At 71.3% G+C, this 15,551-nt stretch carries 13 protein-coding genes; 6 read left to right on the plus strand and 7 right to left on the minus strand.

Annotated features, from left to right (window positions below):
- Nucleotides 1-241: 241 nt before the first annotated feature.
- Complete coding sequence (gene ppc / locus ABT245_RS16385) at nt 242-2,974, minus strand: phosphoenolpyruvate carboxylase (protein ID WP_351733994.1); 2,733 nt, start codon at nt 2,972-2,974, stop codon at nt 242-244.
- A 353-nt stretch (nt 2,975-3,327) separates the two neighbouring features.
- Here ppc and ABT245_RS16390 point away from each other — a divergent pair, with 353 nt between their 5' ends.
- Together ABT245_RS16390 and ABT245_RS16395 are read left to right on the plus strand one after the other, a co-directional pair.
- Nucleotides 3,328-4,335, plus strand: coding sequence for an acyl-CoA desaturase (locus ABT245_RS16390; protein ID WP_351733996.1), 1,008 nt, complete (start codon nt 3,328-3,330; stop codon nt 4,333-4,335).
- Nucleotides 4,332-5,006 (plus strand): TetR family transcriptional regulator, encoded by a 675-nt coding sequence (locus tag ABT245_RS16395; protein WP_351733998.1) that lies wholly within the window; start codon nt 4,332-4,334, stop codon nt 5,004-5,006. The genes ABT245_RS16390 and ABT245_RS16395 overlap by 4 nt, the downstream gene beginning before the upstream one ends.
- 507 nt (nt 5,007-5,513) lie before the next feature.
- Here ABT245_RS16395 and ABT245_RS16400 read toward each other — a convergent pair.
- Nucleotides 5,514-6,335 carry a trans-aconitate 2-methyltransferase gene (locus tag ABT245_RS16400; RefSeq protein WP_351734000.1) on the minus strand — a complete coding sequence of 274 codons (822 nt, stop codon included), beginning with the start codon at nt 6,333-6,335 and terminating at the stop codon, nt 5,514-5,516.
- Between the two features lie 119 nt (nt 6,336-6,454).
- On the opposite strand from ABT245_RS16400, the gene ABT245_RS16405 reads away from it, so the two are divergent.
- Nucleotides 6,455-6,952, plus strand: coding sequence for a MarR family winged helix-turn-helix transcriptional regulator (locus ABT245_RS16405; protein WP_351734002.1), 498 nt, complete (start codon nt 6,455-6,457; stop codon nt 6,950-6,952).
- A gap of 420 nt (nt 6,953-7,372) precedes the next feature.
- Here ABT245_RS16405 and ABT245_RS16410 read toward each other — a convergent pair whose 3' ends face one another.
- On the minus strand, nt 7,373-8,146 hold the full coding sequence (locus ABT245_RS16410; RefSeq protein ID WP_351734004.1) for a LuxR C-terminal-related transcriptional regulator: 774 nt from the start codon (nt 8,144-8,146) through the stop codon (nt 7,373-7,375).
- 260 nt (nt 8,147-8,406) lie between these two features.
- On the opposite strand from ABT245_RS16410, the gene ABT245_RS16415 reads away from it, so the two are divergent.
- Nucleotides 8,407-8,862 carry a GNAT family N-acetyltransferase gene (locus tag ABT245_RS16415; RefSeq protein ID WP_351734188.1) on the plus strand — a complete coding sequence of 152 codons (456 nt, stop codon included), beginning with the start codon at nt 8,407-8,409 and terminating at the stop codon, nt 8,860-8,862.
- Between the two features lie 7 nt (nt 8,863-8,869).
- On the opposite strand, the gene galK is transcribed toward ABT245_RS16415, so the two are convergent.
- From galK to galT, 3 genes are read right to left on the minus strand one after another with little or no spacing between them, the layout of a single operon-like run.
- Entirely contained in the window at nt 8,870-10,069 is a 1,200-nt protein-coding gene (galK, locus tag ABT245_RS16420) for a galactokinase (RefSeq protein ID WP_351734006.1), read from the minus strand.
- Nucleotides 10,069-11,037, minus strand: a complete 969-nt coding sequence (gene galE / locus ABT245_RS16425; RefSeq protein ID WP_351734008.1) for a UDP-glucose 4-epimerase GalE — start codon at nt 11,035-11,037, stop codon at nt 10,069-10,071. The genes galK and galE overlap by 1 nt, the downstream gene beginning before the upstream one ends.
- Nucleotides 11,034-12,095, minus strand: coding sequence for a galactose-1-phosphate uridylyltransferase (galT, locus tag ABT245_RS16430; protein WP_351734010.1), 1,062 nt, complete (start codon nt 12,093-12,095; stop codon nt 11,034-11,036). Before galT ends, galE begins: the two co-directional genes overlap by 4 nt.
- 183 nt (nt 12,096-12,278) lie before the next feature.
- Between galT and ABT245_RS16435 the strand changes: the two genes are divergently transcribed.
- Nucleotides 12,279-13,970, plus strand: coding sequence for a sodium:solute symporter family protein (locus ABT245_RS16435; RefSeq protein WP_351734012.1), 1,692 nt, complete (start codon nt 12,279-12,281; stop codon nt 13,968-13,970).
- 26 nt (nt 13,971-13,996) lie between these two features.
- Nucleotides 13,997-14,329 (plus strand): hypothetical protein, encoded by a 333-nt coding sequence (locus ABT245_RS16440; RefSeq protein WP_351734014.1) that lies wholly within the window; start codon nt 13,997-13,999, stop codon nt 14,327-14,329.
- 391 nt (nt 14,330-14,720) lie between these two features.
- Here the strand turns inward: ABT245_RS16440 and ABT245_RS16445 are convergent, their stop codons facing one another.
- Nucleotides 14,721-15,404 (minus strand): helix-turn-helix transcriptional regulator, encoded by a 684-nt coding sequence (locus ABT245_RS16445; RefSeq protein WP_351734016.1) that lies wholly within the window; start codon nt 15,402-15,404, stop codon nt 14,721-14,723.
- Between the last annotated feature and the right edge of the window lie 147 nt (nt 15,405-15,551).

Here is a 15,551-nt window from a genome sequence, read left to right on the forward strand (position 1 = left end):
GGCGGGCGGTGTCAGGTGGTGCTGCGTAGGCCCGCTGCGACGACACCCGCCCCCAGGCCCCGCGACGATCACCGACCCACAGGCCCCGCGACGATCACCGATCCGACGCGGCCGGCCGGGGTCGGCGTCGCTCAGCTCATCACCGCCCCGCCCGGGGCCCGGGCCCCGGGCCCCGCCACGCGGCGGCGCCTGCGGCTCGGGGGGAGTCCGCCGGAGGCGCCGTCGTGTGGTGTGCCCGTTCTCAGCCGGTGTTGCGCAGGCCCGCTGCCACGCCGTTGACGGTGAGGAGCAGGGCGCGGGCCAGGAGTGGGTCGGGCTGTTCGCCCGCGGTGGCCGCGTCGCGTTGCCGCTTGAGGAGGGTGACCTGGAGGTAGGAGATGGGGTCGAGGTAGGCGTCGCGGATGGCGAAGGTCTGCTTCAGCACCGGCTGGGCGTCGAGCAGTTCGTTCTCGCCGGTGATCCGCAGGACCTCGCGGACCGTCAGGTCGTGTTCGGCGGTGATGGTGTCGAAGACGTGCCGCAGTTCGTCGGGCACCAGGGTGTCGACGTAATGGCGGGCGATCCGCAGATCGGTCTTGGCGAGCGTCATCTCCACGTTGGAGATGAAGTTGCGGAAGAAGTGCCACTGTTCGTGCATTTCGGCGAGGACGGTGTCGAGGCCGGCCTCGCGCAGGGCCTTGAGGCCGGAGCCGACGCCGAACCAGCCGGGGACGATCTGCCGGGACTGGGTCCAGCCGAACACCCAGGGGATGGCGCGCAGTCCGTCGAGCCCGGCTCCGGAGTCGGGGCGGCGCGAGGGCCGGGAGCCGAGGTGCAGGTCGGCGAGCTGGTCGACCGGGGTGGAGGCGAAGAAGTAGGCCGGCAGGTCGGGGTCCTCGACGAGTCTGCGGTAGGCGGAGTGCGCGGCGTCGGAGACGACGTCCATGGCGGCGTCCCAGCGGGCGAGGGCCTCCACGGACTGCCGGGGGGCGGTGTGCAGGGCGGATGCCTGGAGGGTGGCGGCGACGGTCAGTTCCAGGTTCTCCCGGGCCAGCGCGGGCACGAGGTACTTGTCGGAGATGACCTCGCCCTGTTCGGTGACCTTGATCTCGCCTTCGAGGGTGCCCCAGGGCTGGGCGAGGATGGCGTCGTGGGAGGGGCCGCCGCCGCGGCCGACGGTGCCGCCGCGGCCGTGGAAGAGGCGCAGCCGCACCCCGTAGCGGTGGGCGACGTCGCGCAGCCGGCGCTGGGCGCGGTGGATCTCCCACTGGCTGGTGGTGATGCCGCCGAACTTGGAGGAGTCGGAGTAGCCGAGCATGACCTCCTGGACGTCCCCGCGCAGCGCGACGAGCCGCCGGTAGGACGGGTCGGAGAGCATGTCCTCCAGGATGGTGTCGGCGGCCTTCAGTTCGTCGGTGGTCTCCAGCAGCGGCACGATCCCGATCTTCGCCCAGCCGGCGTGCAGGTCGATCAGGCCGGCCTCGCGGGCGAGGACGGCGGCGGCGAAGACGTCGTCGGCGCCCTGGCACATCGAGATGATGTACGACTCGACGACCTCGGGTCCGAAGACCTCCAGGGCGCGCTTGACGGTCTGGAAGACGCCGAGGGTCTTCGCGCCGGCGGCGTCCACGGGCGCCGGGGTGGGTGCGAGCGGCCGGCGGGAGCGCAGTTCCTTGGCGAGGAGCTTGGCCCGGTACTCGCGGGGCATGTCGGTGTAGCGCCAGGACTCCTCGCCGAGCCGGTCGAAGAGCTGGCCGAGGGCGTGGTGGTGGGCGTCCGCGTGTTCGCGTACGTCCATGGTGGCGAGCTGGAGGCCGAAGGCGGCGAGGGTGCGGATGTTGCGGCCGAGGCGGCCTTCGGCGAACAGGCCGCCGCGGTGTTCCCTGAGGGAGGTCTGGATGAGGCGCAGGTCGGTGAGCAGTTCGGCGGTGCCGAGGTAGTCGCGGCCTGCTTCGTGCGGGGTGCCGGTGGCCAGTCGCTGCTTGGTGTTGACGAGCTTCTGGCGGACGCAGGTGGCCTTGAGCCGGTAGGGCTCCTCGGCGTTGAGCCGCTTGTAGCGGGGGCTGATCTCGGGCAGCAGTTCCAGGTCGGTGCCGAGGGACTGGAGCAGTTCTTCGGTGGCGCCGGTGTAGCGGATGGAGTTGGACAGGAAGCCGCGTAGTTCGTCGATCATCTCCAGGGCGTCGTTGATGCCGTGTTCGTGCTGGAGGATGAGGACGTCCCAGGTGACGTCGGGGGTGACGTTGGGGTTGCCGTCGCGGTCGCCGCCGATCCAGGTGCCGAAGGTGAGCGGCCGGGTGTCGTCGGGGAGGCGGACGCCGACGCGTTCCAGTTCGGCCGTCAGGTCCTCGAGGACGTCGCCGACGGCGCCGGCGTGCAGTTCGTCGAGGTAGTAGATGGCGTTGCGGGCCTCGTCGGCGGGTTCGGGCCGTACGACGCGCAGTTCGTCGGTCTGCCAGACGAGGTCGATGTTCTCGGCGAGCCGGGTGTCGTGGCGGCGCCGGTCGGCCTCGATGACGGGGGTCTCCAGGAGCGCGGCGATGCGCCGGAGCTTGGTGAGGACGGAGCGGCGCGCGGCTTCGGTGGGGTGCGCCGTGAACACGGGGCGAACGTTCAGGTGCTCGACGGTCTGCCGCAGGTGCTCCGGGTCGGCGTCCTTGAGGCGGTCTGCGGTGCGGGCGAGCAGGCCGCCCTCGGCCGCGCGCCGGGCCCGCAGTTCGCGCCCGCGGTGGACCTGTTCGGTGACGTTGGCGAGGTGGAAGTAGGTGGAGAAGGCGCGCACCAGCTTGGCGGCCGTCTCCAGTTCGGTGCCGCGCAGCAGCTCGGCGGCGGCTTCGCCGTCCTCGCGGGTGAGGCGGCGGACCCTCTCGACCAGGTCGAGCAGTTCGGGGCCTTCCTGCCTGACCAGGGTCTCGCCGAGGAGGTCACCCAGTCGCCGGATGTCGGCGCGCAGCTCACTGCTGGTCGTGGTGGTCTGATCGTCGGCACTGCTCACAGGTGCGGCTCCTTGCAGTAATCCGGAGGTGCGTCGCGTCAGCGACTCTTTGGAAGGACGGTGGTGGGCGACGGGTGGGATCATCCGGGAGGAACCCGGTGGTCCGCCGCGCGGCGGGTGGGCCGCATACGGGCGGGACAGCCGGGAAGACATCAGAGCGGACCGCGCTGTCCGACCGATTCCAAGGATAGGTGTCCATGCGGACGCGCAGGTTCGCGGGCTCTTGTCGCCGCATGCGGCGCTGCCATACTTACGACGCCGTAGGTTACGGAACCGTAGGGAAGCCCGATCGGTCTCCCGCGGTTTCGGCGGCCCGGTACCCGTCTCGACCCTCGACCCCCCAGGGACGCCCCATGACCACCCGTTCCGATGTGATCGACGACGCCCAGAAGACCACCGACCCGTCTCTCCCGTCCGCCACGCTGGGTGGCGAGCAGAAGCGCTCGATCGAGCAGATCACGCTGCTGCTGTTCATCACCGTCCCCTTCCTCGCGCTGGTCGCGGCGGTGCCGCTGGCCTGGGGCTGGGGGGTCAGCTGGCTGGATGTCGGCCTGCTGGTGTTCTTCTACTTCCTCGGCTGCCACGGCATCACGATCGGTTTCCACCGGTATTTCACCCACGGTTCGTTCAAGGCGAAGCGGCCTCTGCGGATCGCCCTGGCGATCATGGGGTCGCTGGCGGTCGAGGGTCCCCTGGTGCGCTGGGTGGCCGATCACCGCAAGCACCACAAGTTCTCCGACGCGGACGGCGACCCGCATTCCCCGTGGCGCTACGGGGAGTCCGTGCCCGCTCTGCTCAAGGGCCTGTGGTGGGCTCACATCGGCTGGATGTTCGACGAGGAGCAGACGCCGCAGGAAAAGTACGCGCCGGATCTGATCAAGGACGGGGCCATCCGCGCGGTCTCCCGCCAGTTCGTGCTGTGGACGATGATGTCGTTGCTGCTGCCCGCGCTGATCGGCGGCCTGGTCACGATGTCCTGGTGGGGCGCGTGCACGGCGTTCTTCTGGGGGTCCCTGGTCCGGGTGGCCCTGCTGCACCATGTGACCTGGTCGATCAACTCGATCTGCCACGCCGTCGGCAAGCGGCCCTTCAAGTCGCGGGACCGTTCGGGCAACGTGTGGTGGCTGGCGGTCCTGTCGTGCGGGGAGTCCTGGCACAACCTGCACCACGCCGATCCGACGTCGGCGCGGCACGGTGTGGAGCGCGGCCAGCTGGACTCCTCGGCGCGGATCATCCGCTGGTTCGAGCTGCTCGGCTGGGCCCACGATGTGCGCTGGCCGTCACGCTCGCGTATCGATTCGCGCCGCAACACCGGGGAAGACGGCTCCCGGCGCGGGACGGAGACCGCGAAGACGGCATGATTGACGCCGTGGCGACCGACTCCAGCACTCCCAGTCCTGACAAGCCGCGGCGAGCGCGTCGCACCCGTATGACCGGTGCCGAGCGCCGCCAGCAGCTGCTGGAGATCGGTCGCACCCTCTTCGCGGCGAAGGGTTTCGAAGGCACCTCGGTGGAGGAGATCGCGGCAAAGGCCGGGGTGTCCAAGCCGGTGGTCTACGAGCACTTCGGCGGCAAGGAGGGGTTGTACGCGGTGGTGGTCGACCGTGAGATGCGGCGTCTGCTGGACATGGTCACCAGCTCGCTGACGGCCGGGCATCCCCGTGAGCTGTGCGAGCAGGCCGCGTTCGCGCTCCTGGACTACATCGAGGAGTACACGGACGGCTTCCGGATCCTGGTCCGTGACTCTCCCATTCCGCAGTCGACGGGCTCCTTCGCGTCTCTCATCTCGGATATCGCCACGCAGGTGGAGGACATCCTGGGCCGCGAGTTCAAGAGCCGCGGTTTTGATCCGAAGCTGGCTCCGCTGTACGCGCAGGCCCTGGTCGGCATGGTGGCGCTGACCGGGCAGTGGTGGCTGGACGTGCGCCGCCCGAAGAAGGCGGAGGTGGCCGCGCACCTGGTGAATCTGGCCTGGCACGGCCTGGACGGCCTGGAACCGAAACCGCGGCTGATCGGCCACCGCAAGTCCTAGCCGGCGGCTCGGGCGGGCTCCGGGAACTCCGGCCGGTTGCCGCCGGGGTCCGCGCGGCAGCGCCGGTGGTTCGGCGAGCCGTCGTGCCGGGCGGGGGGCCGCGACAGCCCCCGACCGGGGCCGGTCATGCCCGGCGAAGAGGGCCAGCGCCTCGGCCACCGCGTACGGGAAGGACCCCGACGCCACGTACGTCAGGAGCTGCTTCACCGCCCGCACGGCCCCGACCAGCCAAGCCGTACCGCCGAACTCGGTGACAGGGCGCTGTCCGCCGTATCCTGTGGGCGGGGAGGCGGTCCGGTGGGGCCCCGATGTGCGTGGTGCGCGGCCGGGGGTGGGTCTGGTGTGCCGAGGGGGTGCCGTCCTCGGCACCGAGGTGCGGTCCGCACGCCGCCGGCCCGGAATAGGCAGCCGCCCGGTGCGGCGAGTACGGGCCTTTCGGGATGCCCGTCATAGCGAGCACGCCGGTGCGGTGGGCCCGTGGCGGGTCCTGCGACCCGGATGCGACGGTCAGCCTCGGGGCTGCTTCGTGGCCACGGTGAACAGGCGTCGGAAGGGCAGCACGGTGCCGTACTCGGCGCTCGGGTAGGCCCTGCGCAGCAGCTCCCGGTACTCGCCGAGGAACGCGTCCCGGGCCTCTGGATCGTCCGCGAGCGCGGTGAGCACGGGCCGCAGCCCGGTGCCCTTGACCCAGTCGAGGACGGGATCCTCGCCGGTCAGGATGTGGAAGTACGTCGTCTCCCACACGTCGGCGGTGCAGCCGAGGCGGGTGAGGCGGTCCAGGTAGACGGCGGGCAGGTGCACGGAGTCCTCGTGGCGCAGGACGTGTGCGAGGCGGGCCTTCCAGCGGGGGGCGGCGGCGAGTTCGCGCATCAGGGCGTGCAGGGGCGCGTCGATGTTGTGCGGTACCTGGAAGGCGAAGGTGCCGCCGGGGGCGAGGGCGTCCAGCCAGGCCGGGAAGGCGTCCAGGTGGCGGGGGACCCATTGCAGGGCGGCGTTGGAGACGATCAGGTCGTAGGTTTCGGCGGGCACCCAGTCGGTGGCGTCCGCGTGGGCGAAGTCGAGGCGTCCGCCGCCGGGCGTGCGACCGGCGTGCGCCTGGGCGTCGGCGAGCATCTGCGGGGAGTTGTCGTACCCGGTGATGTGCGCGGCGGGCCAGCGGCCGGCGAGCAGGAGGGTGACGTTGCCGGGGCCGCAGCCGAGGTCGGCGATGCGCGGGGCGGCGGCGGGCGGGTCGGGGACGCGGGCCAGCAGGTCGGTGAAGGGGCGGGCGCGGTGGCCGGCGTGACGCAGGTACTGGGCGGGGTCCCAGCTGGGGGACGCGGCGGACATGGCGGGCTCCTCTGAGTCGTACACCGTTGGGATCGCCACTCTGACCCCCAATACACCTTGACGTCAAGATACTTGGCATCAAGAGACTTCATGTCGACACAACCACTACACTGATCGGCATGGAGGACGAGGTCGATCGGCTGGTCGCGGCCTGGCGCCGGGAGCGCCCGGACCTCGACGTGGAACCGCTTGAGGTGCTGAGCCGGGTGAGCAGGCTGGCCCGGCATCTGGACCGGGCACGCCGGCTGGCCTTCGCCGAGCATCATCTGGAGCCCTGGGAGTTCGATGTGCTGACCGCGCTCAGGCGGGCGGGCACGCCCTATCAGCTCTCCCCCGGTCAACTGCTCACCCAGACCCTGGTCACCTCGGGCACGATGACGAACCGCATCGACCGGCTGGCCAAGAAGGGCCTGGTCGAGCGGCTGCCCGACCCCAGCGACCGGCGCGGCGTGCTGGTCCGGCTCACCCGGGAGGGCCAGGAGCGCGCGGACCAGGCGCTGGCGGGCCTGCTGGAGCAGGAGCGGGCGATCCTCGCGGAACTCTCCCACGCCCAACGCAGCGAACTGGCCGCCCTGCTACGCCGGCTGACCGCCCCCTTCGACAACATCCCCGGCTAGCGCACAGGCGGGCACCGCCGGTACCGCCGGTACGAGTGGCATCGCCACCGCGACCGGCACCCCAGCGATACCGATGCACCAGGCCGCCGGTGCCACGGCGCCACCGGTGCCGCAGCGCTGCCGGTGCCGCAGCGCTGCCGGTGCCGCAGGTCCGGGCGGTGTCGCAGGTCCGGGCGGTGTCGCAGGTGCGCCGGGCCACCGGTGCACGGGTGTCGTCGGTGCGGCCCGTGCGGCGGGTCTCTCCCGACGGGAGCGCCCCGCTGCCGCTGGCTCGACACGCGTCGGGTTCCCTGGCCCCGGCCGACCGGACGTGCCGTCGCCTCCTGCCCCCGTATGCTTCCGGCCCAGTCGGTAGGGGCCTCGTTGCGGCCGTTGCCGTGTCGGTTGCCGCCGTGCGCATCGGTGCGCCGGGCTCTGGGGTCAGGCGGTGTTGGGTTGTTCCGGGGGGAGCCGGGTGGTGGGCCGCAGATCGGCCGGGCCGACGCCGGCTCGGCGGGCCAGGGCGACGGCGGCGAGGGTGGAGTGGACGCCCAGCTTGCCGAGGACGTTCTGCATATGGGTGCGCACCGTGTGCGGGGACAGGAACAGCCGCTCGGCGACCGCCTTGCGGCCGAGCCCGGCGACCATGCAGCGCAGCACCTCCCGCTCCCGCGGGGTCAGCGACTCGACCAGCCGCTCGCTCTCGGTGCGGTGCTTGCGGGCGGCGGTCAGTTCGCGCAGTACGCCGGTGAGCAGCGCGGGCGGCAGATGCGTCTCGTCGCGCAGGACGCCCCGGATGACGTTGAGCAGCCGCGACAGCGAGCAGTCCTTGGCGACCCAGCCGGAGGCACCGGCCTGGAGCGCGAGGGCGGCGCGGCGCGGGTCGTCCCGCTCGGCGAGGACCACGGTCCGTACGCCGGGGTGCGCCGAACGGACGCCCGCGACCAGCGAGATCCCGTCCACCAGCCCCTCTTCGTTGCTCGCCTGCACCGGCACCGCGGGCCGGGCGCCGGGCACATGACCGCCCAGGTCGGCGTCGACGAGCAGCACGTCGAAGCGGCGGCCCTCGCCGGCCGCCCGCTCCAGGCAGCGCAATGCCGCCGGACCGCTGCCGGCCGCGGAGACCTCCACGTCCGGCTCGGCGGCCAGGGCCGCGGCGAGCGACTCGGCGAAGATGCGGTGGTCGTCCACGACCAGGACTCGGATACGAACCATGAAACCCCCTTCCCCACGCTCTCGAAGAGCAGGGGACACCCCAAGGTCCGGTGAACGACGACCTCGCGGGTACGACGCTGTGGTCGGCGGGGCCGGCCACACGGCCGCCGCCGTGCAGTCACTGCTACCCCCACCGCGGGCGTCGTACCCGCCTGTCTCGCCCCCTGATCAGCACCGGCCCCCACCGGCACCGTTCATCAGAGTACGGCCGGGCGCCGTCGGCGGAAGGCGATTTGCAGAACTGGCCGCCCGGCGCGTTTATGGTGTGCCGCATGTTTCGTATTGAGGCAGAAGTCGACAAGGCCCGACGCGATCTGCTCCGTTCCCGGCTGCGGGACACCAATACGGCGGCGTCCCCCGTGCTGGCCGCCCTGCGCGGCACGCCCGGCGCACGCGAAGTGCCCCTGCATGTCTGGGCGGTGGACGCCGCGGGGGATCTGGCCGGCGGACTGGTCGGCCACACCTGGGCGGCCTGGCTGCATGTGACCTATCTGTGGGTCGACGGCCGGCACCGCGGGGCGGGCCTCGGCGCGCGGCTGCTCACGGAGGCCGAGCGGCTGGCCGGGCAGGACCGGGGCTGCCGGGCGGCCCGTGTGGAGACCTGGGACTTCCAGGCCCCGGAGTTCTACCGCAAGCAGGGCTACGAGGTGGTGGGCGTGATCCCCGACTATCCGCCGGGGATCACCGAGTACACCCTGACCAGGCGACTGGGCTGAGCGCGGGTCACACCAGACGGCGGGCGCCGGCCGCGGGCACCGCCTCGAAGGTGCGCGGTGCGGTGAAGCCGGCCGCGGCGAACGCGGCCTCGACCGCCTTGGTGATCGCTTCGGCGTCGCTCGCCTCGGCCAGGACGATCGCCGAGCCGCCGAAGCCGCCGCCGGTCATCCGCGCGCCCAGCGCGCCCGCCTCCAGCGCCGTGTCGACCACGAGGTCCAGTTCGGGGCCGGAGATGCGGAAGTCGTCCCGCAGGGAGGCGTGGCCCTCGGTCAGGACCGGGCCGATGGCGCGGGTGTCGCCCGACTCCAGCAGGGACACGGCCCGCTCCACCCGGTGGTCCTCGGTGACGACGTGGCGGACCAGCCGGCGCACCTCCTCCTCGTCGCCGAGCCGGGCCAGTGCGGCATCCAGCCCGTCGTAGGGCACGTCCCGCAGCGCGTCCACGCCGAGCAGGGCCGCGCCCTTCTCGCAGCCGGCCCGCCGCTTGCCGTACTCGCCGTCGCTGTGGGCGTGTGTGACCCGGGTGTCGACGACCAGCAGACGCATGCCCTCGGCGGCCAGGTCGAAGGGGATCTGCCGCTGGGACAGGTCGCGGGTGTCGAGGAACAGGGCGTGGCCCTCGGTGCAGCACGCGGCGGCGGTCTGGTCCATGATGCCGGTGGGCGCGCCGACGTAGACGTTCTCGGCGCGCTGGCACAGGCGGGCCAACTGCCAGCGCTGGAGGCCGAGTTCGTACAGGTCGTTCAGGGCGAGCGCGACCACCACCTCCAGGGCCGCCGACGACGACAGGCCGGCGCCCGTCGGGACCGTCGAGGCCAGGTGGATGTCGGCGCCGGTCACCGGGTGGCCCGCCTCGCGCAGGGCCCAGAACACGCCCGCGGGGTACGCCGTCCAGTTCCGGTCCGACTCCGGGACCAGCGCATCGAGCCGGAGTTCCACGGCCCCGCCTGCGGCGCCCGCGGTGTCTGCGGCGCCCGCGGTGTCTGCGGCGCCCGCGGTGTTCGCCGAGTGCAGCCGCAGTACGCCGTCGGTGCGGCGCGAGACGGCCGCGACGGTCGTGTGCGGCAGCGCGAACGGCATCACGAAGCCGTCGTTGTAATCGGTGTGCTCGCCGATCAGATTGACCCGGCCGGGCGCCGACCAGACGCCCTCCGGTTCGGCTCCGTACAGCCGGGCGAAGCCGTCCCGCACCCGCTGCGCCCCCACTACCGCTCCTCCACGATGCCCTGCGCGAACTCCCATGCGTCCGCGACGATCCCGGCGAGGTCCGCGCGGGACGGGTTCCAGCCCAGTTTTTCGCGCGCCGTGCGCGCCGAGGCCACCAGCACCGCCGGGTCGCCCGCGCGGCGCGGCGCGGCGACCTCCGGGACGGGATGGCCGGTGACCCGGCGGACGGTCTCGATGACCTCGCGCACCGAGAAGCCGTTGCCGTTGCCGAGGTTGCAGATCAGATGCTCGCCCGGGGTGGCGGCCCCGAGCGCCAGCAGATGGGCCTCGGCCAGGTCGGCGACGTGGATGTAGTCGCGGACGCAGGTGCCGTCCGGGGTCGGGTAGTCGTCGCCGTACACCGAGATGGCGTCGCGCCGGCCCTGGGCGACCTGGAGGACGAGCGGGATCAGGTGCGACTCGGGGGCGTGCCGCTCGCCGTACGCGCCGTACGCGCCCGCCACGTTGAAGTAGCGCAGGGACACGGCGCCGAGGCCGTGGGCCGCCGCCTCGCCCGTGATCATGTGGTCGACGGCGAGCTTGGTGGCGCCGTAGGGGTTGGTCGGCTTCGTCGGCGCGCTCTCCACGATCGGGATCTGCTCCGGCTCGCCGTAGGCGGCGGCCGTGGAGGAGAAGACCAGCGTGCGGACGCCCGCCTCGCGCAGGGCGCCGAGCAGCGCCATGGTGCCGCCGACGTTGTTGTCCCAGTACTTCTCGGGCCGCACCACCGACTCGCCGACCTGGGAGAAGGCGGCGAAGTGCAGGACGCCGTCGTAGGAGGAGTCGAGCCACTTGGCGGCGTCGCGGACGTCCCCCTCGACGAAGGCGGCGCCGGCGGGGACGCCCTCGCGGAAGCCGGTGGAGAGGTTGTCGAGGACGGTGACCTCGTGACCGGCCTCCAGCAGATGCTGGGCGACCACGCTGCCCACATAGCCCGCGCCGCCGGTGACCAGATACTTGCCGCTCATGAACTCGCTACCTCTCGCAGTCGCTCGGCCGCGCGCTCCGGCGGCACGTCGTTGATGAACACGCTCATGCCCGACTCGGAACCCGCGAGGAACTTCAGCTTGCCCGATGTCCGGCGGATGGTGAAAAGCTCCAGGTGCAGCGCGAAGTCGTCGCGTGTCACACCGTCGAACTCGTCCAGCGTGCCGAACGGGGCCTGGTGCCAGGCCGCGATGTAGGGGGTTGGGGGCTCGCCCTCGCCGAAGATCCGGTCGAAGCGCTTCAAGAGTTCCAGATAGACCTGGGCAAACTCTGTGCGGGCCGGCTCGTCGAGGCCGAGCAGATCGGGGACGCGGCGCTTCGGGTACAGGTGGACCTCGTAGGGCCAGTGCGCCGCGTACGGCACGAAGGCCGCCCAGTGTTCACCCTCCAGGACGACCCGCTCGTCGGCGAGTTCACACTCCAGGACGGCGTCGAAGAGGTTCTGGCCGCCGGTCGCCTCCTTGTGGGTCGCAAGGGAGCGCAGCATCAGGGCGGTGCGCGGGGTGGTGAAGGGGTAGGCGTAGATCTGACCGTGCGGGTGCCCGAGCGTCACGCCGATCTCCTCGCCGCGGTTCTCGAAGCAGAACACCTGCTCCACGGAGGGCAGATGGGACAGTTCCGAGGTCCGGTCGGTCCATGCGTCCAGGACGAGGCGCGCCTGGTCCTCGCTCAGGTCGGCGAAGGAGGCGTCGTGGTCCGAGGTGAAGCAGACCACCTCGCAGCGGCCGGAGTCCTGGGCCAGCGACGGGAAGCGGTTCTCGAAGACGACGACGTCGTACGCGGAGTCGGGGATCTCGCTCAGCCGGCCGTCGCGGGTGGGGCACAGCGGGCATTCGTCGGCGGGCGGGTGGTAGGTGCGGCCCTGGCGGTGCGAGGCGACCGCGACGGCGTCGCCGAGCAGCGGGTCGCGGCGGATCCCGGAGGTCGTCACGGTCCGCTCCAGCGGCCGGCGGTCCACCGCGCCGCGCACCGCGTCGTCCCGCAGGTCGTAGTGGATCAGCTCACGACCGTCGGCCAGCCGGGTCGAGGTCTTCTTCACACCGGACTCCTCTGTGCCCGCACCCCATCACTCACTCAACACAACCAAACATAACAGATCAGAATCCGACAGCCCTTATGGCTCATCACAATCAAACAAAGAACACCATCAGAACTGTTCAACGTCCGAATACAGAGGCATAGGTTCCGCTACGGACCAGTTCGCGCAACGAAGCGAGGACGTATGGACACCCCCACACAAAGCCCCACCTACCTGGCAGCGGAGCTACGGCTCCCCACCAACTGGCTGGACTACACGATCCTGGCGATCTACTTCGTCGTCGTCCTGGGCATCGGTCTCGCCGCCCGGCGCTCGGTCAGGACCAGCCTCGATTTCTTTCTCTCCGGACGCTCGCTGCCCGCCTGGATCACCGGTCTCGCCTTCATCTCCGCCAACCTCGCCGCCACCGAGATCCTCGGCATGGCGGCCAACAGCGCCCAGTACGGCGCCTACACCGTCCACTGGTACTGGATCGGCGCCATCCCGGCCATGGTCTTCCTCGGCCTGGTGATGATGCCCTTCTACTACGGCAGCAAGGTCCGCTCGGTCCCCGAGTTCCTGCTGCTGCGCTTCGACCGGTGGGCGCACCTGCTGAGTTCGATCCTGTTCGCGTTCGCCGCGATCCTGATCGCCGGCGTGAACCTCTACGCGCTCGCGATCGTCGTCGAGGCACTGCTGGGCTGGCCGCAGTGGGTGGCCATCGTGGTCGCCGGCTTCTTCGTGCTGGCGTACATCACGCTCGGCGGTCTGTCCTCCGCGATCTACAACGAGGTCCTCCAGTTCTTCGTGATCCTGGCGGCCCTGATCCCGATCACCATCCTCGGTCTGAAGAAGGCCGGCGGCTGGGGCGGGCTGACCGACAAGCTCACCGCGGCCCACGGGGACAACTTCACCACCGCGTGGGGTGGCACCGGCATCGGGCACGGCAACCCGCTCGGCGCCAACTGGCTGACCATCGTGCTCGGCCTCGGCTTCGTGCTGTCCTTCGGCTACTGGACGACCAACTTCGCCGAGGTGCAGCGGGCACTGTCCGCGAAGAACCTCTCCGCCGCGCAGCGCACCCCGCTGATCGCCGCGTACCCGAAGATCTTCATCGTCTTCCTGGTGATGATCCCGGGCCTGGTGGCCGCCGCGCTCGTGCCGAACATCGGCACCTCCGCGTCGGGGCTGCAGTACAACGACGCCATCCCCTATCTGATGCAGGAGTTGCTGCCCAACGGCGTGCTCGGCATCGCGGTGACCGGTCTGCTGGCCGCCTTCATGGCCGGTATGGCGGCCAACGTGTCGTCCTTCAACACCGTGTTCACCAACGACATCTGGGCGAAGTACGTGGTCAAGGACCGCGAGGACGCCCACTACGTCCGCTTCGGCCGGCTGATCACGGCGATCGGCGTCCTCGCATCCGTCGGCACGGCGTTCCTGGCGTCCTCGTTCTCGAACATCATGAGCTACCTCCAGACGCTGTTCTCCTTCTTCAACGTGCCGATGTTCGTCGTGTTCATCGTCGGCATGTTCTGGAAGCGGGCGTCCGCCAAGTCCGGCTTCTGGGGCCTGCTCGCCGGGACCGTGACCGCGATGGTCAACTACTTTGTGATGTACAAGAAGGACATCATCGGCATCCCCTCCGACCAGGGCGCCAACTTCGTCTCCGCGATCGCGGGCTTCGTCGCCGGTGCGGTGGTCATGGTGGCCGTGTCGCTGTTCACCAAGCCGAAGCCGGCCGAGGAGTTGCAGGGGCTGGTGTACGGCACCAGGTCCCCGGGGACGGCCGAGGCCCCCGCCGCCGGCGACGACGCCTGGTACCGCAGGCCGGCCCTGCTGGGCTGGGGCGCGGTGGTGCTGGCCGCCGTCTGCTACATCCCGTTCTCGTTCTGACGGCCGTCCGAAGGGGAGTCTGAACCATGACCGAGCACTCCGGGCAGTCCGGGTACTCCGAGCACGACGTCCAGCGCCAAGTCACCGAGCTGGAGCAGAAGTCCGCGACCGCCGCCCGCATCTTCGACCTGCGCCGCATCATCGGCGGGCTGTTCATCGTCTACGGCGTCATCGTCACGATCGTCGGCATCACCGACTCGCAGGCCGCCATCGACAAGGCCGAGGGCGTCAACATCAATCTGTGGACCGGCCTGGGCATGCTGATCCTGGGCCTGTTCTTCCTGGCCTGGCTAAGGCTCCGCCCCACCCCGCCCCCCACCCCGACGAACCCAGACGAAAACCCCACCAACCCCGAGTGACACCCCCTCCGGGCACAGCCGGGGCCCGGGCGCCGACCGAGCGCCCCGCACGCGTCGCGGCGGCGCGTGCGCGTGCCGCGCGCCGGTCAGTGGGTCCGCACGTTCGCGTGCGGACCCCGGACCGACCGCGCAAGCGGCCGGACCCGCGCCGATGAACCCGAACGGCAACCACCACCGGACACGGCTCCGACCGGTGACCGTCACCACCACCGGCTGAGGCGCACGTCGAGGGTTCTGTCATGGGCGCGTGGCGCGCAGCGCTGGCAGCCGAGGCGGACGCGGCCGCTCTGTCGGCGGGCGCGGTTCGCAACCGGTGGTGATCGGCGGTCTCAGGATGTCCGTGTCGTGGGTGGGCGTTGTCGTGGCGGGCGTCTTACTGGCCGTCCGGTCATCAGGGGTGCGGGGGTGGGTGGGGGGTTGCGTGGTCCAGGAGGCCGGTGCGGGCTGCCAGGGCCGCCGCCTCCAGGCGGGAGCCCACGCCCAGTTTCATCAGCACCCGCTGGACATGCGTCCGGGCGGTCGACGGGGCGATGCCCATGCCGGCGGCGATCAGCCGGGTGTCCTCGCCGTCCGCGACCCGGACCAGTACCTCCACCTCGCGCGGGGTGAGCATCTGCAGCAGCCGCCGGCCCTCGTCGTCGGGTTGGGCGACGGGATTGAGCAGGTCACCGAAGGCGCCCTGGAGCAGCTGCGGAGCGACGGCCGCCTCCCCCGCCCGCGCCTTCATGATCGCCCGCTCGACCCCCTCGATCCGCTCGTCGTGCCGCACATACCCGGACGCGCCGGACGCGAAGGCCGCGGCGATCCCGCGCGGCGACGGCACGGGGCCGAGGACCACGACCGCGACCTGCGGCCGCTCCCGCTTGATCTTCACCACCGGATCGAAGGTGCCCGGCTCGGCCGGCGCCGCCGTACCCAGCAGGCACACCTCGGGCGCGCGGCTGATCACCAGGTCGGCCGCGCCCACGGACGGCGCCGCCGCGGCGAGCACCCGGTGCCCGCGCAGCTTCAGCGCCGAGGCCAGCGCCTCGGCGAGCAATCGGTGGTCGTCCACCACCATGAGCCGCACTCCCATAGAGCAGCAACCCCCCAGTCCCCCCCATGGAGCCCCCACTATGGATGCCCATCGGTCCACATGGACAGAGGGCCCCCGGCCCCTCGTCCTTCATTGCCCCCGGAAGCTACACGCTTGTTCGACGTTGCGCTGCCCCTAGCGATGAGA

It is taken from the genome of Streptomyces sp. NPDC001508, from assembly GCF_040298665.1.
In the GTDB taxonomy this organism is placed as follows: Bacteria; Actinomycetota; Actinomycetes; order Streptomycetales; family Streptomycetaceae; genus Streptomyces.